This is a genomic window from Cellulomonas sp. HD19AZ1, assembly GCF_004535805.1.
Lineage (GTDB): Bacteria > Actinomycetota > Actinomycetes > Actinomycetales > Cellulomonadaceae > Cellulomonas > Cellulomonas iranensis.
The window spans coordinates 138,746-161,396 of record NZ_SPHX01000008.1 but is presented as its reverse complement, the minus strand read 5'-3'; the positions used below and the strand labels follow the sequence as shown (position 1 = coordinate 161,396).

Sequence of the window (22,651 nt, the reverse complement as noted above, 5' to 3'; positions counted from 1 at the left end):
GCCCCTCAGCTCTTCAGCAGGTTGACGTCGTCGACCGACGCCGAGCGTCTGGTCCGGAAGATGGTGACGATGATCGCCAGCCCGACGACCACCTCGGCGGCCGCGACGACCATGACGAAGAACGCGAGCACCTGGCCGGACAGGTTGCCGTGCATGCGCGAGAACGTCACGAGGAGCAGGTTCGTCGAGTTGAGCATGAGCTCGACTCCCATGAACACGATGATCGCGTTGCGCCGCAGCAGGACCGTCGTGGCGCCGATCGCGAACAGGATCGCGGCCAGCACCAGGTAGTGGGTGAGGCTCACCGGGCCCCCTCCTCGTCGTCGGTCTCGGTGGCGTCGGTGCCGGGGGTGCCCGGGGTCGGTGCGGTCCGGCCGTGCGGGTCGTCGACGTCGCGGTTGGACGTGAACGTCCCGGCGCCGGACGCCCAGCCGCCCGCGAGCACGCGGTCGATCCGCGCGGCGTACTCGCGCGCGTCGGCCTCCTGGCCGCGCACGCGCAGCACGCGCGGCACCGAGGCCTCGATCGGGCGACCCTCGGGGTCGAGCGCGGGCACGTCGAGCGCGTTGTGCCGCGCGTACACGCCGGGGGCGGGCAGCGACACGGGGTAGCCGCCCTCGCGCAGGCGACGCTCGGCGCGCTCGCGCTGGCCGACCTTGCGCGTCAGCCGCTGGCGGTGCGTCAGCACCAGGGCGCCGAGCGCCGCGGTGACGAGCAGCGCGCCGACGACCTCCATCGCGAACACGTGCTGGCCGAAGATCACGTGCGCGATCGCCGTCGGGTTGGAGCCGTCGTTGACCTCGGTGATGCCGACCGGCGCGCCGTAGGTGGCGCGCCCCACGACGCCCGCGAGGACGACCGCGAGGCCGATCCCGGCGAGTGCGCCGATCCAGCGCTGGCCGCGGATCGTCTCGACGAGCGAGTCGGAGCGGTCGACGCCCACGAGCATGAGCACGAAGAGGAACAGCATCATGACGGCGCCGGTGTAGACGACGACCTGCACGACGCCCAGGAACTCGGCGCCCTGCGCGACGTACAGGAACGCGAGCGAGATCATGACCAGCACGATCGCGAGGGCCGCGTGCACGGCCTTGCGGGCGAACAGCAGGCCGAGCGCCGCGAGCACCATGATCGGGCCGAGCACCCAGAACAGGACGGCCTCGGCCGTGCTGGTCTGACCGGACTCGGTCAGGGCGCCGGCGGCCGCCGGCAGCACCGTGAGGACGTGGCTCACCGGGCACCCCCCTGGCGGTGCGCGCCCGCCGTGATCTCCCGCTGCGCGAGGCGCGTGGCCCCGAGGTCCGGCACGACCGCGCCCTTGGCACGGTTCTCCGGCAGCGTGGGGTCGTCGGGGCGGTGCTCGGCGACCCACGCGACCTGCTCGTCGGTGGTGCCGGTGACCTCGCCCCGGTAGTACTCGGTGTCGGTCGTGCCCTCGACCATGGGGTGCGGCGTGGACAGCTGCCCCTCGCGCAGGGGCGCGAGCAGGTCCTGCTTCTCCCAGATCATGCCCGGCCGGGTGGGGCCCGCGAGCTCGTACTCGTTGGTCATCGTGAGCGCCCGCGTGGGGCACGCCTCGATGCACAGGCCGCAGAAGATGCAGCGCAGGTAGTTGATCTGGTAGACGCGCCCGTACCGCTCGCCGGGCGAGAACTGCTGCTCGGGCGTGTTGTCGGCGCCCTCGACGTAGATCGCGTCCGCGGGGCACGCCCACGCGCACAGCTCGCAGCCGATGCACTTCTCGAGGCCGTCGGCGTACCGGTTGAGCTGGTGCCGGCCGTGGTAGCGCGGCTTGGTGGGGACGCGCTCGCGCGGGTACTGCTCCGTGACCGTGGGCCGGAACATGTTGGAGAACGTCACGCCGAACCCGGCGACGGGCGCCAGCAGCTCGCCGAGGCCCGACCGCTTCTCGATGAGCGAGCGGTACCCCTCGGCGGCCGGGCGGTCGACCTCGCCGCCCGTGCGTCCGGTGCGCTGCACCTGGCCGCCCGACGACGCGGGCGTCGCGCCCGGGCGGGCCTTCTTCTTGCGCTGCTCAGCCACCGCGCACCTCCAGCGGGGTCTCGGGTCCGGACGGGTCGCCCGCGTCGGTCGCGGTCGCGGCGAGGCGACGCTGCGCGCGCGGCGAGGGCGGGAGCACCTGCCCCGGCAGGGGCGGGACGGGGTAGCCGTCCGCGAAGGGGTCGATCTCCTGCGGTCCGGTCGGGCCCGGCTCGGGCGCGGGCGTCTTCTCCGGCACCAGGAACGACACGACGAGGCCGACGAGCACGAGGCCCGCGAGCACGAACAGCAGCGTGCGCAGGTCGACGTCCCACAGCTGGCGCGCGGCCTGCACGAGCGAGACGCACACGACCCACGCGAGCGCGGCCGGGATGAGGACCTTCCAGCCGATCTTCATGAACTGGTCGTAGCGGAACCGCAGGACCGACCCGCGGATCCACACGAACAGGAACATGAACATCCAGACCTTGGCGACGAACCACAGGACCGGCCACCAGCCGGTGTTGAACATGCCGTCGTTGATCGCCGAGAGCGGCCACGGGGCGCGCCAGCCGCCGAAGAACAGCGTGGTCGCGACCGCCGAGACGTTGAGCATGTTGATGTACTCGGCGAGGAAGAACCACGCGAACTTCATCGACGAGTACTCGGTGGTGTAGCCGCCGACGAGCTCGCCCTCGGCCTCGGGGAGGTCGAACGGCAGACGGTTCGTCTCGCCGACCATCGAGATGACGTAGATGACGAACGCGGGCAGCAGCGGCAGGAACCACCACACCGAGGTCTGGGAGTCGACGATCTGCGACGTCGACATCGAGCCCGCCATGATGAAGACCGACACGAGGGACAGGCCCATCGCGAGCTCGTAGCTGATGACCTGCGCGGTCGAGCGCACGCCGCCGAGCAGCGGGTACGTCGAGTTGGAGGACCAGCCGCCGAGCACGATGCCGTACACGCCGACCGACGCGCACGCGAGGATGTACAGCACCGCGACCGGGAAGTCGGTGAGCTGCAGCGGCGTCACGACGCCGAAGATGCTCACCTCGGGCCCGAACGGGATGACCGCGTACACGAGCAGCGAGCACAGCACCGCGATCATCGGCGCGAGGATGTAGACGAGCTTGTCGGCCGCCTTGACGGTGATGTCCTCCTTGACCAGGAGCTTCATCGCGTCGGCGAGCGACTGCAGCAGGCCGAACGGGCCGTGCACGTTCGGGCCGGGCCGCAGCTGCATGATGCCGACCACGCGCCGCTCGAACCAGATCGCGATGAGCACGCTGGTCAGCAGGAACACGATGATCGCGACGGCCTTGAGCAGCCACACCCAGAAGACGTCGTTGCTGAAGTCGGCGACGACGGGCGCGACGGCGCCGTCCCCGACCGCGCTCGGCAGCGCGGTCAGCGCCGCGGGCAGCACGCTCATGCCTGCTCCTCCTCGTCCGCGCGGACGCCGGCGACCGCGTCGGCGGCGTCGCCGCTCACCGGGCCCGTCGCGCCGTCCACGACCAGGGGTGCGTCCGACGCCCCCGCGCGCTCGAGGCGCACGACCGTGCCGGCGACCGCGCCGAGCACGTCGCGGACCGCCGCGCCGCGCGGGTTGGTCGGCAGCCACACCACGTGGTCCGCCATGTCGGTGACCTGCACGGGCACGGTGACGGTGCCGCGGTCGGTCGAGACGGCGACGTCGTCGCCGTCCGCGAGGCCCGCCGCCTGCGCGGTCGCGGGCGACACGCGCGCGACGGTCCGCTTGGCGGTGCCGGCGAGGTACTGCTCGCCGTCCTGCAGGCGGCCCGCGTCGAGCAGCTGGTGCCACGTCGCGAGCACGGCGTGGCCCGGCGGCACCGCGGGAGGCTCGGCCGGGGCCGTCGCGGGCGCGTCGCCGCGCGCGCCGGCCCAGCCGCCGAGGCGGTCGAGCTCGTCGTGCACGGCCGTGAGCGTCTGCAGCCCGAGGTCGACGCCGAGCGCGTCGGCCAGGCGGTCGAGCACGCGGTGGTCGGCGAGCTGCGTCGTCGTGAGCGCCTGCGGGAAGGGTCGCGGGCGGCCCTCCCACGTGACGAACGTGCCGGGCTTCTCGACCGGCGGTGCGACGGGCAGCACGACGTCGGCACGGTCGGTGACCTCGCTGCGCCGCACCTCGAGCGACACGACGAACGGCACCGTGTCGAGCGCGGCGCGCGCGAGCACGGGGTCCGCGTGGTCGGCCGGGTCGACGCCGCCCACGACGAGCGCGCCCAGGCGCCCCTCGGCGGCGGCGGCGAGGATCTCGTCCGCGCTGCGGCCGGGCGCGGCGGGCAGCTCGTCGACGCCCCACGTCGCGGCGATGTCGGCGCGTGCGGCCGCGTCGGCGACCGGGCGGCCGCCGGGCAGCAGGGTCGGCAGCGTGCCGGCCTCGATCGCGCCGCGCTCGCCCGCGCGGCGCGGGACCCAGGCGACGCGCGCGCCGGTGCGCTCGGCGAGCCGCAGCACCGCCGTGAGCGTGCCGGGGACGGTCGCCGCGCGCTCGCCGACGACGATCACGGCGCCCTCGGCGGCCAGCGCGTCGGCGGTCGCGCCGAGCACGTCGTCCGCACCCGTCGCGATCGCGTCGAGCACCTCGGGCTCGGTGCCGGGCGCGGCCGCGAGGAGCGTGCCGTCCAGACGCTCGAGGCCGCGGCTCGCGAGGGCCGCGACCGAGAACACGCGCGTGCGGCCCGCGACCACGGAGCCGCGCAGCCGCAGGAAGACGATGCCGCCCTCCTCCTCGGGCTCGTACGCGACGCACAGCACGGCGGGTGCGGCGACGAGGTCGCCGAACGTCACCTGCAGCGTGCGCCCCGCGACGTGGTGCGCGAGGAACGCGGTCTCCTCGGCCGAGTGCGGCCGGGCGCGGTGGTCGACGTCGTTGGTGCCGAGCGCGACGCGCGCGAGCTTGCCGTACGCGTACGCGTCCTCGAGCGTGAGGCGGCCGCCGGGCAGCACGCCCACGCCCGCTCCCGCGATCGCGGCCCGCAGGCCCTCGGCCGCCGTGTCGAGCGCCTCGACCCACGAGCACGGCTCGAGCTCGCCACGCGTGCCGTCCGCGTTGCGGCGCCGCACCATCGGGGTGGTGACGCGGTCGGGCGCCGACTGCCAGTGGAAGCCGAAGCGGTCCTTGTCGGTGATCCACTCCTGGTTGACGACCGGGTCGTCGCCCGCGAGGCGGCGCAGCACGACGCCGCGCCGGTGGTCGACGCGGATGGCCGACCCGTTCGCGTCGTGCTCGGCGACGCCCGGCGTCGAGACCAGGTCGAACGGACGCGCACGGAACCGGTACGCGGCCGACGTCAGCGCGCCCACGGGGCAGATCTGCACGGTGTTGCCCGAGAAGTACGACGCGAACGGGCGCCCGCTGGTGTCGACCGTCGACGCGCCGACCGGCGCGTCGCCCGCGAACCCGAGCACCTGCGTGTCGAACGTGCCGATCTGCTGCTGCGCACCGCGCTTCTGCAGGTCGATCCACACGTCGCCCGCGATCTCCTCGGAGAACCGCGTGCAGCGCTGGCACAGCACGCACCGCTCCCGGTCGAGCAGGATCTGCGTCGACACCGCGATCGGCTTGGGGAACGTGCGCTTCACGTCGACGAACCGCGTCGCCGCCCGGCCGTTGCTCATGGCCTGGTTCTGCAGCGGGCACTCGCCGCCCTTGTCGCAGACCGGGCAGTCGAGCGGGTGGTTGATGAGCAGCAGCTCCATGACGCCGTGCTGGGCCTTGTCGGCCTCGGGCGACGTGTGCTGCGTCTTGACCTGCATGCCGGGCGTCGCCTCGAGCGTGCAGGACGCCTGCGGCTTCGGCATCTTCGCGACGTTGCCGTCGCGGCCGGGCGCCCACACCTCGACCAGGCACTGCCGGCACGCACCCGCGGGCGCGAGCAGCGGGTGGTCGCAGAACCGCGGGATCTGGATGCCGAGCTGCTCGGCGGCGCGGATGACGAGCGTGCCCTTGGGCACGGTCGTCTCGATGCCGTCGACCGTGAACGTCACGGTCGCCTCCGGCTCGGGCGCGGTGACCGGCGGCGCGGCCGGCACGAGCGGCGTGCCCGAGGTGTTCCTCGGGGTCGTGATCGTCATGCGTGCACCCCCGCGAGCTGCGTGCGACGACGCGGCGTGTAGTCGAAGAGCGCGCTGCGCTCGGGCGGGAACAGGACGTCGGCGGGCGTGTGCGTGCCCGCCTCGAACTCCTCCCGGAAGTACTTGATCGCGCTCGTCACGGGGCTCGTCGCCCCGTCGCCGAGCGCGCAGAACGCGCGGCCCAGGATGTTGTCGCACAGGTCCAGCAGCAGGTCGATGTCGGCGCTCGTGCCCTGACCGGCCTCGAGGCGCGCCATGATCTGCGCGAGCCAGAACGTGCCCTCGCGGCAGGGCGTGCACTTGCCGCACGACTCGTGCTTGTAGAACTGGATCCAGCGCGACACCGCGCGGACCACCGACGTCGTCTCGTCGAAGATCTGCAGCGCGCGCGTGCCGAGCATCGACCCCGCCTTGCCGACCGACTCGTAGTCGAGCGGCACGTCGAGGTGCTCGGCGGTGAAGATCGGCGTCGACGACCCGCCGGGCGTCCAGAACTTCAGCTCGTGGCCCTCGCGGACCCCGCCGGCCATGTCGAGCAGCTCGCGCAGCGTGATGCCCAGCGGCGCCTCGTACTGGCCGGGGCGCGTCACGTGCCCCGACAGCGAGAAGAGGCCGTGGCCCGCCGAGCGCTCGGTGCCCATCGACGTGAACCACTCGGCACCGCCGCGCAGGATGCCCGGCACCGACGCGATCGACTCGACGTTGTTCACGACCGTGGGGCGCGCGTACAGGCCCGCGACCGCGGGGAACGGCGGCTTGAGGCGCGGCTGGCCGCGCAGGCCCTCGAGCGAGTCGAGCAGCGCCGTCTCCTCGCCGCAGATGTACGCGCCGGCGCCCGCGTGCACCGTGATCTCGAGGTCGAAGCCCGACCCGAGGATGTCGGTGCCGACGTACCCGGCCTCGCGCGCCTCGCGCACGGCCTCCAGCAGGCGGCGGTAGACGTGCACGACCTCGCCGCGCAGGTAGATGAACGCGTGGTGGCAGCCGATCGCGTAGGACGTGATGATCACGCCCTCGATGAGCTCCTGCGGGCTCGCCATCATGAGCGGGATGTCCTTGCAGGTGCCCGGCTCGGACTCGTCGGCGTTGACGACGAGGTAGCGGGGGCCGCCGTCGGGCGCGGGCAGGAAGCCCCACTTCATGCCCGTCGGGAAGCCGGCGCCGCCACGACCGCGCAGGCCCGAGTCCTTGACCGTCGTCACGACGTCGGCGGCGGGCATGCCGAGCGCGCGCCGCAGGCCGCGGTAGCCGCCGTCGGCCTCGTAGCGCGCGAGCTTCCACGACCGGTCCGCGTCCCAGTGCGCGGACAGCACGGGGGTCAGGGTCGTCATCACGACTCCTTCGCGTCGTCGGACTTCTGCTTGCGCTGCTCGCCCGTGGGCGAGGTGTCGGCCGGGGTCGTCGGCGCGTGCTGCGCGCTCGACCGCTCCTCGCCGACCTCGGGCGCACCGTCGTCGACCTGCGCGGCCGTCGCGGCGGCCCGCTCGTCGGCGTCGAACGACGGGGCCGTCCAGCCGCGCTCCTTGGCGAGCGCCGTGCCGCGCAGCGTGGCCTCCCCCGCGCCCACGCCCTCGTCGGCGCGGCCGTCGGGGAACCCCGCGAGCACGCGGCTGATCTCCTTGAACGTGCCGACCTGCGACGCTCCGCGCGTCGGCGCCACCGGCTCGCCCGCGACCAGCCTGTCGACGACCTCGACCGCCGAGGCGGGCGTCTGCTCGTCGAAGAACTCCCAGTTGACCATCATGACCGGCGCGTAGTCGCAGGCCGCGTTGCATTCGATGCGCTCGAGCGTGATCGCCCCGTCGGGGGTCGTCTCGTCGTGCCCGACCCCGAGGTGCTCGCTGAGCTCCTCCCAGATCGCGTCGCCGCCCATGACCCCGCACAGCGTGTTGGTGCACACGCCCACCGTGTACGTGCCGTTGGGGTGCCGCTTGTACTGCGTGTAGAACGTCGCGACGGCCGACACCTCGGCGGTCGTCAGGCCCAGGTGCGCCGCGCAGAACGCGATGCCGCGCGGGCTGACGTAGCCGTCCTCGGACTGCACCAGGTGCAGCATCGGCAGCAGGGCCGAACGGGCCTGCGGGTACCGCGCGACGATCTCGTCGGCGTCACGCGTCAGGCGCGCGCGCGTCTCGTCGTCGTAGCCGGTGGCGTGCCGCTCGCCGGGCACGCGACCGTGCCCGTGCGGCGCGGCCGCGTCTGCGTGCTCGACGGACATCAGCGGTCCACCCCTCCCAGCACCGGGTCGATCGACGCCACGGCGACGACCACGTCGGCGATCTGCCCGCCCTCGCACATCATGGAGACGGCCTGCAGGTTGTTGAACGACGGGTCGCGGAAGTGCGCCCGGTACGGCTTGGTGCCGCCGTCGGACACCAGGTGCACGCCCAGCTCGCCGCGCGGGTGCTCGACGGTCTGGAACACCTGGCCCGCGGGGACGCGGAAGCCCTCGGTGACCAGCTTGAAGTGGTGGATCAGGGACTCCATGGAGGTGCCCATGATCTCCTTGATGTGGTCGAGCGAGTTGCCCATGCCGTCGGTGCCGATCGCGAGCTGCGCGGGCCACGCGACCTTCTTGTCGGCCACCATGACCGGGCCCGGCTTCGCGAGCCGCTCGAGGCACTGCTCGACGATCCGCATCGACTGGTAGCACTCCTCGATGCGCAGCAGCAGCCGGCTCCACGCGTCCGCGCCGTCGTTGACGGGCACGTCGAAGTCGTACGTCTCGTAGCCGCTGTACGGGTTCGCCTTGCGCACGTCGTACGGCAGGCCGGTCGAGCGCAGGATCGGACCCGTGACGCCCAGGGCCATGCAGCCCGCGAGGCTCAGCGTGCCGACGTCCTTCATGCGCGCGTGCAGGATCGGGTTGGCCAGCATGAGGTCCTCGAGCTGGCGCAGGTAGCCCCGCACCTTCCCGAGCGCCTCGCGGACGGCGTCGATCGAGCCAGGGGGCACGTCCTGCGCGACGCCGCCGGGGCGGATGTACGCGTGGTTCATGCGCAGGCCCGAGATCATCTCGAAGATCTTGAGGATCTCCTCGCGGGCCGTGAACCCGAGGATCATGATCGTCGTGGCGCCGAGCTCGTTGCCGCCCGTGGCCAGGAAGACCAGGTGCGACGAGATGCGGTTGAGCTCCATCATCAGCACGCGGATGACGCTCGCGCGCTCGGGCACGTCGTCGGTGATGCCGAGGAGCTTCTCGACCGCGAGGCAGTACGCGGCCTCCTGGAACAGCGGCGCGACGTAGTCCATGCGGGTGCAGAAGGTCACGCCCTGGGTCCAGGTGCGGAACTCCATGTTCTTCTCGATGCCCGTGTGGAGGTAGCCGATGCCGGCCCGGGCCTCGGTGACGGTCTCGCCGTCGATCTCGAGCATGAGGCGCAGCACGCCGTGCGTCGACGGGTGCTGGGGCCCCATGTTGACGACGATGCGCTCCTCGCCGAGGCGAGCGGCCTCCTCGGCGATCTGCGACCAGTCGCCGCCGGACGCCTCGAACGAGGGCACGCCCTCGGTCTGGTCCTGCGGGACGCTGCGGGTCGCGTGGGGGGTGTGCGACGTGGGGGCGGTCATCAGCTGTACGACCTCCGCTGGTCCGGGGGCGGCACGGTCGCGCCCTTGTACTCGACCGGGATGCCCCCGAGGGGGTAGTCCTTGCGCTGCGGGTGGCCCGGCCAGTCGTCGGGCATCTGGATGCGCGCGAGGCCGGGGTGCCCGTCGAACACGATCCCGAAGAAGTCCCAGGTCTCGCGCTCGTGCCAGTCGTTGGCGGGGTAGACCCCCGTGGTCGACGGGATGTGCGGGTCGGCCTCGGGCGCCGCGACCTCGAGCCGCAGCCGGCGCCCGTGCGTCACCGAGACGACGTGGTAGACGGCGTGCAGCTCGCGGCCCGCGTCGTGCGGGAAGTGCACGCCCGAGACCCCGAGCGACAGCTCGAAGCGCAGGTCGGGGTCGTCGCGCAGCGCGCGGGCGACCTCGACGAGGTGCGCGCGGGCCACGACGAGCGTGAGCTCGCCACGGTCGACGACCACGGCCTCGACCGCGTTCGCGTACCCCGTGCCGGACTCGTCGAGCAGCTCGGTGAGGACGTCGACGACCTCGTCGAACCAGCCGCCGTAGAGGCGCTCGCTCGGACCGGGCATCGCGACCGTGCGCACGAGGCCGCCGTAGCCGGACGTGTCGCCCGTGCCGTGCGCGCCGAACATGCCGGTGCGCACGTCGACCACCTCGAGCGGCGTGCGGGCGCCGGCGTCCGCCGGCAGGTTCTGCGACCCGGCCTCGAGGGCCGCCGCGCTCGTGCGCTGCGCACCCACGGGTGCGCTCTCGCCCGGCTTCACGGCGGCCGACGCGTCGGCCTTCTCGCCCGCGGGCGTCGTCCTCTTCTCGTCGGTCATCGCAGCAGCCCCGTCATGTGCGACGTCGGCGTGGCGGCCATCGCGGCCTCCTGCGCCTTGCGCGCGGCCTCGGCCCGGTTGACGCCCAGCGGCTGGTCCTGGATCTGCTGGTGCAGCGCGAGGATCGCGTGCAGCAGCATCTCGGGCCGCGGCGGGCAGCCGGGCAGGTAGATGTCGACCGGCACGACGTGGTCGACGCCCTGCACGATCGCGTAGTTGTTGAACATGCCGCCGGACGACGCGCACACGCCCATCGACAGGACCCACTTGGGCCCCGGCATCTGGTCGTAGACCTGCCGCACGATCGGCGCCATCTTCTGGCTCACGCGCCCGGCCACGATCATGAGGTCCGCCTGGCGCGGCGACGCGCGGAAGACCTCCATGCCGATGCGCGAGATGTCGTAGCGGCTCGTGCCCGCGGCCATCATCTCGATCGCGCAGCACGCGAGCCCGAAGGTCACGGGCCACAGCGACGCCTTGCGGAAGTAGCCGACGAGGTCCTCGACCGTCGTCAGCAGGAAGCCCGAGGGCGCTTCCTCGATGCCCATGTCAGACCCTCCTCGTCCCCGTCGTCTCCGTCAGTCCCACTCCAGGCCGCCGCGCTTCCACTCGTAGACGAAGGGCACCGTGATCAGCAGCAGGAACGCGAGCATCGCGACCAGGCCGAACGTGGCGAGCTCCGCGAAGCTCACCGCCCAGGGGTAGAGGAACACCACCTCGATGTCGAACACGATGAACGTCATCGCGACGAGGTAGTACTTGATCGGGAACCGCCCGCCGCCGATCGCGTGCGGGGTCGGCTCGATGCCGCACTCGTAGGCCTCGAGCTTGGCGCGGTTGTAGCGCTTGGGTCCGAGGATCGCGCTCGCACCGACGCCGCCGAGGGCCAGGACCGCGGCGATCCCGATCATCACCAGGAGCGGGACGTACGGGTTGCTCATCGGGCTGTCCTCCTCGTCGTCGAGGCCGGTCCGCTGCGGGGCCGGCGGTGGGGGTCGGGCGCGTGCGTCACGGTGCGGGGCTCATGCGTCCGGCGCCAGCCGGGCGAGCCCGGCGATCACGCGGTCGACCACGTCCCCGCCGCGTGGCTCGTAGCAGTCGGACAGCAGCTTGAGCACGAACTTCATGAGCAGCGGCCGCGGCAGGCCGTAGCGCGTGCACAGCTGCATGATGCGCGGGTGCTCGATGAGCCGCACGAAGACGCGCCCGAGCGTGTAGTAGCCGCCCAGGTCGTCCTTCATGCGGTGCTGGTACGTCGCGAACGCGCGCTCGCGGCCCGCCGCGGACCCGCGCGCCAGGCCCTGCGCGAGCGCGTCGGCGGCGACACGCCCGGCCTGCAGGCCGTACGCGATGCCCTCGCCGTTGAACGGGCTGACCATGCCGGCCGCGTCGCCCGCGAGCAGCAGGCCGTTCGCGTACAGCGGGCCGCGGTTGAACCCCATCGGCAGCGCGGCACCGCGCACCGGCGCGACCTGGTTGTCGGGCGTGAACTCCCACTCGGCGGGGGCGTTCGCCATCCACCGCGCGAAGAGGTCCTTGTAGTCGACCTTGGTCGCCGCGGCCGTCGAGGACACCGAGCCGAGCCCGACGTTCGCGGTGCCGTCCCCGAGCGAGAAGATCCAGCCGTAGCCGGGCATGAGGTTCGAGCGCCCGGGGGCGCCGTCCCACAGCTCGAGGTGCGACTCCATCCACGGGTCGTCGTGCCGCGGCGTGCGGAAGTAGGTGCGCACGGCGACCCCCATCGGGCGGTCGTCGCGCTTGGTGCGGCCCACCGCGGTCGCGAGCCGCGCGGACACGCCGTCCGCGGCGACCACGACGGGCGCGCGGTACTCCACCTGGTCACCCGCGTCGACCGTGCGGCGGCCGTCGGACGCCACGGCCCGCGCACGCACGCCGACGACGCGGCCGGTGCGCTCGTCGCGCACGGGGCTCGTGACCGACGTGCCCTCGAGCAGCTTGGCGCCCGCGGCGCGCGCGTGCTCGGCGAGGGTCTGGTCGAACGACGTGCGCGCCCGCGCGAGCCCGTAGGACGGGTAGCTCGACAGCTCGGGCCAGGGCAGCTCGAGGCGGTGGCCGCCGCCGATGACGCGCAGGCCGCGGTTGCGGATCCAGCCGTCCTCCTCGCGGATCGGCACGCCCATGCGCACGAGCTCCGAGACCGCGCGCGGCGTCAGGCCGTCGCCGCAGATCTTGTCGCGCGGGAACGTCGCCTTCTCGAGGAGCAGCACGTCGAGCCCGGCGGCCGCGCAGTGGTAGGCCGTCGATGCGCCTGCGGGACCTGCGCCGACGACGATGACGTCGGCGTCATCCGTCGGTACGCGCACCACGCTGGGACCCCACTTGTGACGATGTTCACGTGCAACTCCGGCGAGTGTAACCACGCCCCCAGGGCCTGTCTGCGAAGGTTTGGCTTACCTTGGTAGACCCCCGGGACGATGGTCCCGGGACGCGTGCCGAGCAGGGGTGACACCCCCTCCGGGGCGCCGCGGACCGCACCGTCGACGCCCGGTCCGTCCCCATCGTCCCGCGCGGCGGCCGCGTCCGCACCGCGGGTGCGGCCGTCCGGGCGGTCCGAACGGCCGGCCACCGGGCCGCGCGGCGCGACGATCGTCACACCCGAGACGTCCGCGGACGCCGCGAGCCCGCCCCGCCGGGCGGCGGGACGGGCTCGTCGACAGAGGTCAGGACAGCCCCCGGGAGAGGCCGTCGCGACGTCAGGGACGCACGGCGCGGTGCAGCGCGACGATGCCGCCCGACAGGTTGCGGTAGGCCACCTGGTCCCACCCCGCGCGACGCACCTGACGCCCCAGCGCGCGCTGGTCCGGCCACTCGCGGATCGACTCGGCGAGGTACACGTACGCCTCGGGCGACGTGGACACCGCACGCGCCACCGGCGGCAGCGCCCGCATGAGGTAGTTCGTGTAGACGACGCGGAACGGCGCGAACGTCGGGCGCGAGAACTCGCACACCACGAGGCGGCCGCCCGGGCGCGTGACGCGCAGCAGCTCGGCGAGCGCGGCGTCGACGTCCGACACGTTGCGCAGCCCGAAGGACATCGTGACCGCGTCGAACGACGCGTCCGCGAACGGCAGGTGCAGCGCGTCGCCCGCGACGAACGGCAGGTCGGGCCGCCGCCGGCGCCCCTCGCGCAGCATGCCCGTCGACAGGTCGCACGGCACGACGTGCACGCCCGCGTCCGCGAGCGGCTCGCTCGACGTGCCGGTGCCCGCCGCGAGGTCGAGCACCGTCTCGCCCGGCTGCGCGTCGAGCGCGGCGAGCGTCGCGCGACGCCACGCCCGGTCCTGGCCGAGCGAGAGGACGTCGTTGGTCAGGTCGTACCGGCGCGCGACCGCGTCGAACATCGACGCGACGTCGCGGGGGTCCTTCTCGAGCGTGGCACGGGACATGCGTCCCATCGTCTCAGGTCCACGGGCCCGGACGTGCCGCACGTCACCGAGCGTGGCGCCCCGCCGGTCCGCCGCGGCCCCCCGCGCGTCCTACGCTGACGACGATGAGCACGCCGAACCGGGCCGCCGCGGGCGCCCACGTCCCGCAGCACCTCGTGGTGCGCACCGTCGCGATCCACGACCTGCCGACCGGTGACCACCCCGACCCCGCGGACCTGCTCGACCTGCTGCCGCCCGACGCGCCGCTCGCCTGGGTGCGCCGCGGCGACGGCCTGGTCGGCTGGGGCGAGGCCGTGCGCATCGAGGTCGGCGGCCCCGACCGGTTCGCCGACGCCGAGCGCGCGTGGCAGGACGTGCTCGCGCACGCGGTCGTCCGCGACGAGGTGCGGCTGCCCGGCACGGGACCCGTCGCGTTCGGCTCCTTCGCGTTCGACGGCTCCTCGGCCGCGGGCGGCGTGGTCGTCGTGCCCCGTGTGGTCGTGGGGCGGCGCGACGGCCGCACGTGGCTGACGACGCTCAGCACGGGCGCCGCGCTCGGCCCCCTGCCGCGGCTCGCCGAGCTCGCACCCGCGCGCACGCCCGCGGCCTGCCCCGGCGAGGTCGCGTACACCGACGGCGCGGTCACGGCCGACGCGTGGCTCGACGTCGTCGCCGACGGCGTGGCCGCGATCCGGGCCGGTGAGGTCGACAAGGTCGTGCTCGCGCGCGACGTGCACGCGCGCACCGAGCACCCGCTCGACGTGCGCTGGGCGCTGGGCCGGCTCGCCGAGCGGTACCGCTCGTGCTGGACGTTCAGCGTCGACGGCATGATCGGCGCGACCCCCGAGCTGCTCGTGCGCTCCGAGCGCGGGCTGGTCACCTCGCGCGTGCTCGCCGGGACGATCCGCCGCACGGGCGACGACGACGCCGACGTCGCCCGCGCCGGGATCCTCGCGCACTCCTCGAAGGACCTCGAGGAGCACGAGTACGCGGTCGCGTCCGTCGCGCGCGCGCTCGCGCCGTACTGCTCGTCGACCAACGTCCCCGACGTGCCGTTCGTGCTGTCGCTGCCGAACGTGCTGCACCTCGCGTCCGACGTCACGGGCGTGCTCGCGTCGCCGCAGGGCGACGACGCGCACCCGTCGTCGCTCGCGCTGGCCGCCGCGCTGCACCCCACGGCCGCCGTGTGCGGCACGCCGACCGCCGCGGCGCGCGACCTCATCGCGCGCATCGAGGGCATGGACCGCGCGCGCTACGCCGGCCCGGTCGGGTGGTTCGGCGCCGACGGCGACGGCGAGTGGGGCATCGCGCTGCGCTCCGCCGAGGTGGACCGCACCGACCCGCACCGCGTGCGCCTCTTCGCGGGCTGCGGCGTCGTCGCCGCGTCCGACCCCGCCGCGGAGCTCGCGGAGTCGCAGGCCAAGCTCGTGCCGATGCGGTTCGCGCTGTCGTCCTGACGCCGGGCCGCGCGCCGTCCGTCCGGCGGGCCCGCCGGACGCGGACGTGCCGCAGGCCCGCCGCGGGAGGGGACTGCCCGCGACGGGCCTGCGGTGCGGACCGGCCCCAGGGGGTGGGCCGGCGCGCCGGGCAGGGTCCTCACGGACCCGCCCCGGTGCGGGGGGCGGGGCCCGGCGTGCCGCCGGCCCCGCCGTAACGTCAGCCCTGGCCCTGCTGGCCCTGCTGCTCCTGCTGCTGACGCTGCTGGAACCACTGCCAGAGCTGCTCGGGGGTCATGCCGCCCGGCAGCTGGCCCTGCTGGTCCTGACCGCCCTGCTGGCCCTGGCCCTGCTGGTTCTGGTCGGTCGTGTCGGGACGCGTGGCGAGCGTGACGTCGAGCTCGATGGTCTTCCCGTCGCGCACGACCGTGAGGGTCGCGTCGTCGCCCGACGACATGCCCCGCACGAACGCGGTGAGCGACTCCGCACCACCGACCGGGTCCTTGCCGATCGCGACGATGACGTCGCCCTGCTGCACGCCGGCCGCCGCGGCCGGCGAGCCGTCGCTCACGGTCTGCACGACCGCGCCGCGGCGCGTCACGCCGTCGGCCGTGGCCGTCCCGTCCGCGAGCGTCACGCCGAGGTAGGCGTGCTCGGCCTGGCCGTCCTGGATCAGCTGACCCGCGATGTTCTTGGTGACGTTCACCGGGATCGCGAAGCCGAGGCCGATCGAGCCCGACTGCTGGCTGAGCGTCGCGATCGACGACGTGATGCCGATGACCCGGCCCGTCGCGTCGAACAGCGGCCCGCCCGAGTTGCCGGGGTTGATGGCCGCGTCGATCTGGATCGCGTTGGTCACGGCCGCCTCGCCGCCGTTCTCCTGCGTGGAGACCGGACGGTCGACCGCGGACACGATGCCGGTGGTCACCGTGTTGGCCAGGCCGAGCGGGTTGCCGACCGCCATCACCGGGTCGCCGACCGCGACCTCGTCGGAGTCGCCGAGCGCCGCGGCCTTGAGGTCGGAGGGCGCGTCGACGAGCTTGACGACCGCCAGGTCGGTGCTCGCGTCGGTGCCGACCACCTGGGCCTCGAACATGCGCCCGTCGGTCAGCGTGACCTGCACGTTGCCCTCGGCGCCCGCGACCACGTGGTTGTTCGTGAGCACGTGGCCCGCGTCGTCGATGATGACGCCCGAGCCCTGCGCCTCGCCCGAGGACGTCTTGACGTCGATGGCCACGACGGACGCCTGCACGGCGGCCGCGACGGCCTGCCAGTCCGGGTTCTCGTTCGACGAGCCGGAGACCGGCACGTTCTCGGCGGTCGAGCGGCCGACGTCGGCGAGCGACGCCGAGCGCTGCGACGACCCGGGAGCGGCGTCGCCGACCAGACCGCCGACGCCGGCGACCGCGCCGCCGCCCACGAGCACGCCGATCACCGCGGCCGACGCGACCCAGGCCCACGCCCGCGAGCGCTTGCGGGCCGGGGGCTCACCCGGGGCCGCCCACGGGTCCGCGCCGGGCGGTACCGCGCCGGGGCCGCCCGGGGCGCCGACGCCGAACGCGGCACCCGGGGCGTGGTGCCCCTCGGCGCCGACCGCGGCGGGCTGCGGCGCGGGCTGCTGGGGCGCCGGCTGCTGCGCCGCGCGCTGCGCGGCCTCGTAGCGGGCCCACTGCTGCGCGGGCGTCAGCCGCGCCGGGGCCTCCTGGTGCGCGGCCGGCGCGGCCGGCGCGTGCGGGGTCGGCAGCGGCTGGGTCGCGTCGGGTGCGGGCAGCGGCTGCGTCGGGTGGTCCTGGGGGTGGTGGCCGTGCTGCGGCTCGGGTGTGGTCGTCATGGCTGCCTCCTTGTCGACACCTATGACACCGCGCCGGGCTGGGACGGCACTTCAGGGGACCTGGAGGTTTCCTGTGAGTCCGCCAGGTGCGGTGGACGTGGCCGCGCGGCGCACGTCCACCGGGTCAGTCCCGTGCCGTGAGCGCCGCGTCGACGGCCGTCGCGACGTCGGCGGCGAGCCGCTCCCCCAGCGCGCGCCGGTGCGCACGGTCGACGCGCACCTCGACGACGCTCGTGCCGGTGCCCGGCGCCGCGAGCGCCGGCAGCAGGCCGTCGGTGTCGACGACCCGCGTGTGCCGCACGCCGTACGCCGCGCACAGCGCCGCGACGTCCACGCCGTGCGGCGTGCCGAACACACGCTCGAACACGTCGGCACGGCCCGGCTCGCCGTGCTCGAGGGTCGTGAACACCGAGCCCCCGTCGTCGTTCGCGACGACGAGCTGCAGGTCCGCCGCGGCCTCGCCCGCGCCGCGCAGCAGGCCGCCGACGTCGTGCAGGAACGTCAGGTCGCCCAGGTACGCGCGCACGCGACGGTGCGGCAGCGCGAGGGCGACACCCGTCGCGGTCGCGATCGTGCCGTCGATGCCCGCGAGCCCGCGGTTCGCCAGGACCAGCGGCGCGGCGTCCCACCGCGCGACCAGGTCGAGGTCGCGGACCGGGTTGGACGAGCCGACCACCAGCACGTCGTCCGGGGCGCTGGCGCGCGCGACGGCCCGCGCGAGCGCCCACCCGCTGACGCGCGGGCCGCTGCGCGAGCGGCGCGCGTCCTCGGGTGCGTCGAGCAGCCGGGCGAGCACGTCCTGCGCCGCGGCGTCGGCCGCGCGCCACGCGTCGAGCCACCCGGCGGGCGCACCCACCCGGCCCTGCCGCATGCGCGCCGGCACGTCGAGCAGCACCTGCGAGGCGTTGCGGGCGGCGTCGGGCCAGTCGGTGCCGCGCGGCGCGACCACGAGCACCTCGACGTCGGGGCGCGCGAGCAGCGCCTGCACGGGACGCGTCAGCGTGGGCCGGCCCAGCACGACGACGCGCCCCACGCGCCCGCCCAGGCGCGGGTCGGCCAGCAGCAGCCGGTACGCGCCGATCGCGTGCGCCCCCTGCCGCGCGCCGGACGACGGCTCGGCGAGCAGCGGCCAGCCGTTGGCCGCGGCGAGCCGCGCCGCGGCGGGCCCCGCACCGTCGCCCGCGACGACGACCGTCGGCACCGCGCCGCGCGCGCGTCGCGAGGGCCGCGCGCCGTCGCCCGCCGGCTCGCCGACGATCACGGGGAGGGCGCCCGTCGCGGGCGACGCCTCGGCCGGCTGGCCGCGACCGACGACGTGGGTCAGCCCCGCCTCCGACGGGCGCGGCCACGGCGTCCGCCCGGGTGCGAGCGGGTCGCGGTACGCGAGGTCGAGGTGGACGGGCCCGGGGTCGCCCGTGCGCGCACCGGTCGCGGCCGCGAGCGCGCGCGACGCCGTGCGTCGCAGGTCGCGGTCCTCGCCGGGGCGCCCCGTGGGCGCGGGCACGTCGACCGCGAGCCGCACCGCGCTGCCGAAGATCCCGGCCTGCTCGGTGGTCTGGTTGGCGCCCGTGCCGCGCAGCTCGTGCGGACGGTCGGCCGTCAGCAGCACGAGGGGCAGGCCGCTGTGGTGCGCCTCGAGCACGGCCGGGTGCAGGTTCGCCACGGCCGTGCCGGACGTCGTGACGACCGCGACCGGCCGCGGCGGCCCCGGCGTGCGCTCGCCCGCGTGCGCCGAGCCCTTCGCGAGCCCGAGCGCGAGGAACCCCGCGTCCCGCTCGTCGATGCGCACGTGCAGCCGCAGCGCGGGGGCCCCCGCGGGGCGCTCGCCGTCGGGCCGCGCGGCGTCGGCCACCGCGTACGCGAGCGGTGCGCTGCGGGACCCCGGCGCGAGCACGACGTCGCGGACGCCGAGCGCCGCGAGCGCCTGCACCAGCACGCGCGCCGCGGTGACCGAGGGGGCGTCGTCCGGGGCGTCGGGGGCGGGGGTCACGGGCGCCATCATGCCCGAGCCCGCACGGCCGCGAGACGCCCGCCCCAGCGCGCGGCGACGTCCTCGGGGGCGGTGGCCGCGGCCAGCAGCGCGGGCGTGGGCTCGGGGCGCCGCACCGCGATCGCGCCGTCGCGCGGGAGCAGCGGGTCCTCGACGAGGTCGGCCGCGAGCAGCGCGGCGGTCGCGAGGCCGCACGCGTGCGGCAGCTCGGGCAGCGCCGCGGCGAGCGCGAGCCCGGCGGCCAGCCCGACCGAGGACTCGAGCGCCGAGGACACGACCACGGGCAGGTCCAGCTGCTCGGCCAGGCGCAGGCACGCGCGCACGCCGCCGAGCGGCTGCACCTTGAGCACGACCACGTCGGCCGCGTGCCGGCGCGCGACCGCGAGCGGGTCGTCCGAGCGACGCACGGCCTCGTCGGCCGCGAGCGGCACGTGCGTGCGGCGGCGCAGCGCGGCGAGGTCCTCGACGCCCGGCACGGGCTGCTCGGCGTACTCGAGGCCGCCCGCGGCGCGGTCGAGCGACGCGAGCACGCGCACCGCGGTGTCGACGTCCCACGCCGCGTTCGCGTCGACGCGGATCGCGCCGTCCGGGCCCAGCGCGTCGCGCACCGCCTCGAGCCGCGCCTCGTCCGCGCCGGCCGGCTGACCGGGCTCGGCGACCTTGACCTTCGCGGTGCGGCACCCCCCCGAGGCCGTGACGATCCGGTGCGCGTGCTCCGGGTCGACCGCCGGCACGGTGACGTTGACCGGCACGTGCGTGCGCACCGGCGCGGGCCAGCCCTCGTCGGCGGCCTCCCGCGCGGCACGCCACCAGCGCACGGCCGCCGCGTCGTCGTAGTCCCAGAACGGGCTGAACTCGCCCCACCCCGCGTCGCCCCGCAGCAGCACGCCGTCACGGCGCGTCAGCCCCCGGAACCGGGTGCGCAGCGGCACGTCCCACACCACGAGGTCCGGCATCGCGCTCACCACGCACCCAGGCTATGCCGCACGCACCGGCCGGCCGGTGCCCGCGCGGCGCACCACCGCGCGTCCCGGCGCCGACGCGCGTCGCTAGGGTGGCCGCGTGAGCGAGAGCGGTGCCCCTGCCCCCCTGCCCGAGCGTGTCTCCGAGACCTTCGACCCCGCGCGGTGGCGTGACGTCGAGGGGTTCGCGGACCTGACGGACGTCACCTACCACCGCGGGTACGCGCGCCCCACGCGCGAGCAGGCGGCCGCCGGCGCCGTCGCGCGCGACCTGCCGGTCGTGCGCGTCGCGTTCGCCCGCCCCGAGGTCCGCAACGCCTTCCGGCCGCACACCGTCGACGAGCTCTACGCCGTGCTCGACCACGCACGCACCACCTCCGACGTCGGCACCGTGCTGCTCACCGGCAACGGACCGTCCCCCAAGGACGGCGGCTGGGCGTTCTGCTCGGGCGGCGACCAGCGCATCCGCGGCCGCGACGGCTACCGGTACGCCGAGGGCGAGACCGCGGAGGCCGTCGACCCGGCCCGCGCGGGGCGCCTGCACGTCCTGGAGGTGCAGCGGCTGATCCGGACCATGCCCAAGGTCGTCGTCGCGCTCGTCAACGGCTGGGCGGCCGGCGGCGGGCACTCGCTGCACGTCGTCGCGGACCTGACGATCGCGAGCCGCGAGCACGCGCGGTTCATGCAGACCGACGCGAACGTCGGCTCGTTCGACGGCGGCTACGGCTCGGCGCTGCTCGCCCGCCAGGTGGGGCAGAAGCGCGCGCGGGAGATCTTCTTCCTGGCCCGCGAGTACTCGGCGGACGACGCGTACCGCTGGGGCGCCGTCAACGACGTCGTGCCGCACGCGGAGCTCGAGGAGGCCGGGCTCGAGTACGCGCGCGTGGTCGCGACGAAGTCGCCGCAGGCGATCCGCATGCTCAAGTTCGCGTTCAACCTCGCCGACGACGGGCTGGCCGGTCAGCAGGTGTTCGCGGGCGAGGCGACGCGGCTGGCGTACATGACGGACGAGGCCGTCGAGGGGCGCGACGCGTTCCTGCAGCGGCGCGACCCGGACTGGTCCGGGTTCCCGTACGCGTACTGACGCCGCGTCAGCCCTGGCTCATCCAGGTCATCATCTCGACGAGCGTCGCGACGACCGCGCCGCCGCCCACGAGGAGCGCGACGAGCACGAGACCGGCGGCGACGACGGCGACCGCCGAGCGGACCGAGTGGTCCTCGGGGTCGCGACGCGTGCGGGCGGGGCGGACGGAGGCGGGGAACGTGGTGTGTGCGGCCATGCCCTCAGCCTCGCCGCCGGCACCCCGCGCGCGCGTCGCACCGCGGGTGGGTCGTGGCGGGCGCGGCCCCGGCCGGAGGGTGGAGCCGGCTCCCCCGCGGGGACGACGGACCGGACCCGGTCGTCGTCCTGAGGTATCGACCCCGGGCACCGCGGCGCCCGGGTCGGACCGTCAGGAGACGGTGAGCGTGCCGCTGCCGGCGGGCACGAGCTCGACCCACGTGTTGCCCGGCGCCAGCGTGGCCTCGGAGCCGTCGGGCAACAGCAGCCGCAGCGGCTGGTCCTGGGCGTCCTTCTGCCAGCGCACCGGGAGCGTCTTGCCCCCGGTCGCGAGCACCGCGTCGCCCGACCCGACGAGCTCGTAGGTCGGCACGGGCGCGCCGCCCTGCGCACCGAACTCGGTGTTGGGGTGCCCGGCCGTGATCGCGACGACGTTCACGGCGGACAGCCGTGCGCCGCTCGCGGCGGTCGCGGGGCTGCCGCCCTCCGACCGCAGCCACGTGCCGCTCGCGGCGTCCCACGACCACACCGGGTGCGACTGCCCCGACAGGCGGAGGTCGAGCGTGGTCGCGGGCGTGCCGCCGACCGTCGCGGACGCCTGCTCGGCCGACCGCGCGAACGCGAACTGCTGCGCGGGTGCGGTGCGGCCCGCCTCGGCGGTGGCCCACCACCGCGCGGGGTCGCCGTACACGTTGTGCGGCGCCTTGCGCGCCTTCGACCGGTACATGCCGGGCGCGCCCGCGTCGTGCGACACGATCTGCACGCCCGCCTGCTGGGCGAGCGCGAGGATGCCGGGCTGCCCCCCCGAGTAGACGAGCAGGCCGCCGAGCGGCGCGACGATGAGCGGGTCCATCGGGCGCACCGAGCGGATGGGCCCGACCTCCTCGGGCACCTGCGACTGGAAGACCGCGACGAAGCGCGACACCTCGAACTCGACGATGGTCTCCCACACGACGTCCGCCTGCTCGAGGCCCGTCTGCGGCCGCGCGGCCGCGGTGTTCTCGATCTTGACGGCGATCGCCGGGCGAGGGTCGGGCTGCCCCGCGACACCCGTGAGGGGCCAGACCGGCGCGACCTCCGGGGTCGGGACGGCGCCCTTGTCGACCGCGACGTCGGCGCGCTGGGTGACCGTCGGCGCCGGCTCCGCGGGCTGCGAGCCGCAGGCCGCGAGCGCGAGCGCGCCCACGACCAGCAGGGCCGCACCCCGTCCGCGGGCCGCCGCGTCCCTGCGTGACGTCGCCGCCATCGTGTCTCCCGTCCCCCGCTCGCGCGGTTCTCGTCGTGCGTGACGGGGC

General features: G+C 75.0%; 20 protein-coding genes. 2 read left to right on the top strand and 18 right to left on the bottom strand.

The annotated features are described in order from the left end of the window. Positions 1-5: 5 nt before the first annotated feature. The 13 genes from nuoK to E4A51_RS17590 all read right to left on the bottom strand — a co-directional run bounded on the left by nuoK (position 6) and on the right by E4A51_RS17590 (position 13,879). Positions 6-305, bottom strand: coding sequence for an NADH-quinone oxidoreductase subunit NuoK (gene nuoK / locus E4A51_RS17650; RefSeq protein WP_046529033.1), 300 nt, complete (start codon positions 303-305; stop codon positions 6-8). Then, positions 302-1,234, bottom strand: a complete 933-nt coding sequence (locus E4A51_RS17645; RefSeq protein WP_134852526.1) for an NADH-quinone oxidoreductase subunit J — start codon at positions 1,232-1,234, stop codon at positions 302-304. Before E4A51_RS17645 ends, nuoK begins: the two co-directional genes overlap by 4 nt. Continuing rightward, positions 1,231-1,914: an NADH-quinone oxidoreductase subunit NuoI gene (gene nuoI / locus E4A51_RS17640; RefSeq protein WP_226239410.1), complete on the bottom strand. Its 684-nt coding sequence runs from the start codon at positions 1,912-1,914 to the stop codon at positions 1,231-1,233. Before nuoI ends, E4A51_RS17645 begins: the two co-directional genes overlap by 4 nt. Positions 1,915-2,035: 121 nt before the next feature. Further along, the gene (gene nuoH, locus E4A51_RS17635; protein WP_134852525.1) at positions 2,036-3,418 is read right to left on the bottom strand and encodes an NADH-quinone oxidoreductase subunit NuoH; all 1,383 of its coding nucleotides are present in this window, start codon (positions 3,416-3,418) and stop codon (positions 2,036-2,038) included. Next, positions 3,415-6,081 carry an NADH-quinone oxidoreductase subunit G gene (locus tag E4A51_RS17630; protein ID WP_134852524.1) on the bottom strand — a complete coding sequence of 889 codons (2,667 nt, stop codon included), beginning with the start codon at positions 6,079-6,081 and terminating at the stop codon, positions 3,415-3,417. The genes nuoH and E4A51_RS17630 overlap by 4 nt, the downstream gene beginning before the upstream one ends. Then, the gene (gene nuoF, locus E4A51_RS17625; RefSeq protein ID WP_206120100.1) at positions 6,078-7,412 is read right to left on the bottom strand and encodes an NADH-quinone oxidoreductase subunit NuoF; all 1,335 of its coding nucleotides are present in this window, start codon (positions 7,410-7,412) and stop codon (positions 6,078-6,080) included. The genes E4A51_RS17630 and nuoF overlap by 4 nt, the downstream gene beginning before the upstream one ends. Continuing rightward, positions 7,412-8,299 (bottom strand): NADH-quinone oxidoreductase subunit NuoE, encoded by an 888-nt coding sequence (gene nuoE, locus E4A51_RS17620; protein ID WP_134852522.1) that lies wholly within the window; start codon positions 8,297-8,299, stop codon positions 7,412-7,414. The genes nuoF and nuoE overlap by 1 nt, the downstream gene beginning before the upstream one ends. Further along, entirely contained in the window at positions 8,299-9,651 is a 1,353-nt protein-coding gene (locus E4A51_RS17615; RefSeq protein WP_070320200.1) for an NADH-quinone oxidoreductase subunit D, read from the bottom strand. Before E4A51_RS17615 ends, nuoE begins: the two co-directional genes overlap by 1 nt. Beyond that, the gene (locus E4A51_RS17610) at positions 9,651-10,472 is read right to left on the bottom strand and encodes an NADH-quinone oxidoreductase subunit C (RefSeq protein ID WP_134852521.1); all 822 of its coding nucleotides are present in this window, start codon (positions 10,470-10,472) and stop codon (positions 9,651-9,653) included. Before E4A51_RS17610 ends, E4A51_RS17615 begins: the two co-directional genes overlap by 1 nt. Next, the gene (locus tag E4A51_RS17605; protein WP_046529040.1) at positions 10,469-11,020 is read right to left on the bottom strand and encodes an NADH-quinone oxidoreductase subunit B family protein; all 552 of its coding nucleotides are present in this window, start codon (positions 11,018-11,020) and stop codon (positions 10,469-10,471) included. The genes E4A51_RS17610 and E4A51_RS17605 overlap by 4 nt, the downstream gene beginning before the upstream one ends. Positions 11,021-11,050: 30 nt before the next feature. Further along, a complete protein-coding gene (locus E4A51_RS17600; RefSeq protein ID WP_046529041.1) occupies positions 11,051-11,413 on the bottom strand; it encodes an NADH-quinone oxidoreductase subunit A in 363 nt (120 codons plus the stop codon). Positions 11,414-11,494: 81 nt separating this feature from the next. After that, positions 11,495-12,799, bottom strand: coding sequence for a geranylgeranyl reductase family protein (locus E4A51_RS17595; protein WP_370297513.1), 1,305 nt, complete (start codon positions 12,797-12,799; stop codon positions 11,495-11,497). A gap of 387 nt (positions 12,800-13,186) precedes the next feature. Continuing rightward, the gene (locus E4A51_RS17590; protein WP_046529042.1) at positions 13,187-13,879 is read right to left on the bottom strand and encodes a demethylmenaquinone methyltransferase; all 693 of its coding nucleotides are present in this window, start codon (positions 13,877-13,879) and stop codon (positions 13,187-13,189) included. Positions 13,880-13,983: 104 nt separating this feature from the next. Here E4A51_RS17590 and E4A51_RS17585 point away from each other — a divergent pair, with 104 nt between their 5' ends. Further along, positions 13,984-15,315 (top strand): isochorismate synthase MenF, encoded by a 1,332-nt coding sequence (locus E4A51_RS17585; RefSeq protein WP_134852520.1) that lies wholly within the window; start codon positions 13,984-13,986, stop codon positions 15,313-15,315. Positions 15,316-15,514: 199 nt separating this feature from the next. Here the strand turns inward: E4A51_RS17585 and E4A51_RS17580 are convergent, their stop codons facing one another. The 3 genes from E4A51_RS17580 to E4A51_RS17570 all read right to left on the bottom strand — a co-directional run bounded on the left by E4A51_RS17580 (position 15,515) and on the right by E4A51_RS17570 (position 20,071). Beyond that, a complete protein-coding gene (locus tag E4A51_RS17580) occupies positions 15,515-17,125 on the bottom strand; it encodes a S1C family serine protease (RefSeq protein WP_167748957.1) in 1,611 nt (536 codons plus the stop codon). A gap of 124 nt (positions 17,126-17,249) precedes the next feature. After that, positions 17,250-19,127: a 2-succinyl-5-enolpyruvyl-6-hydroxy-3-cyclohexene-1-carboxylic-acid synthase gene (menD, locus tag E4A51_RS17575; protein ID WP_134852518.1), complete on the bottom strand. Its 1,878-nt coding sequence runs from the start codon at positions 19,125-19,127 to the stop codon at positions 17,250-17,252. Next, positions 19,124-20,071 carry an o-succinylbenzoate synthase gene (locus E4A51_RS17570; RefSeq protein ID WP_070320552.1) on the bottom strand — a complete coding sequence of 316 codons (948 nt, stop codon included), beginning with the start codon at positions 20,069-20,071 and terminating at the stop codon, positions 19,124-19,126. Before E4A51_RS17570 ends, menD begins: the two co-directional genes overlap by 4 nt. 106 nt (positions 20,072-20,177) lie before the next feature. On the opposite strand from E4A51_RS17570, the gene E4A51_RS17565 reads away from it, so the two are divergent. Next, the gene (locus E4A51_RS17565) at positions 20,178-21,161 is read left to right on the top strand and encodes a 1,4-dihydroxy-2-naphthoyl-CoA synthase (protein WP_070320553.1); all 984 of its coding nucleotides are present in this window, start codon (positions 20,178-20,180) and stop codon (positions 21,159-21,161) included. Between the two features lie 7 nt (positions 21,162-21,168). Here E4A51_RS17565 and E4A51_RS17560 read toward each other — a convergent pair whose 3' ends face one another. Together E4A51_RS17560 and E4A51_RS17555 are read right to left on the bottom strand one after the other, a co-directional pair. Then, entirely contained in the window at positions 21,169-21,357 is a 189-nt protein-coding gene (locus E4A51_RS17560; protein WP_046529047.1) for a hypothetical protein, read from the bottom strand. 171 nt (positions 21,358-21,528) lie between these two features. Continuing rightward, positions 21,529-22,602: a DUF3048 domain-containing protein gene (locus tag E4A51_RS17555; RefSeq protein ID WP_134852517.1), complete on the bottom strand. Its 1,074-nt coding sequence runs from the start codon at positions 22,600-22,602 to the stop codon at positions 21,529-21,531. Between the last annotated feature and the right edge of the window lie 49 nt (positions 22,603-22,651).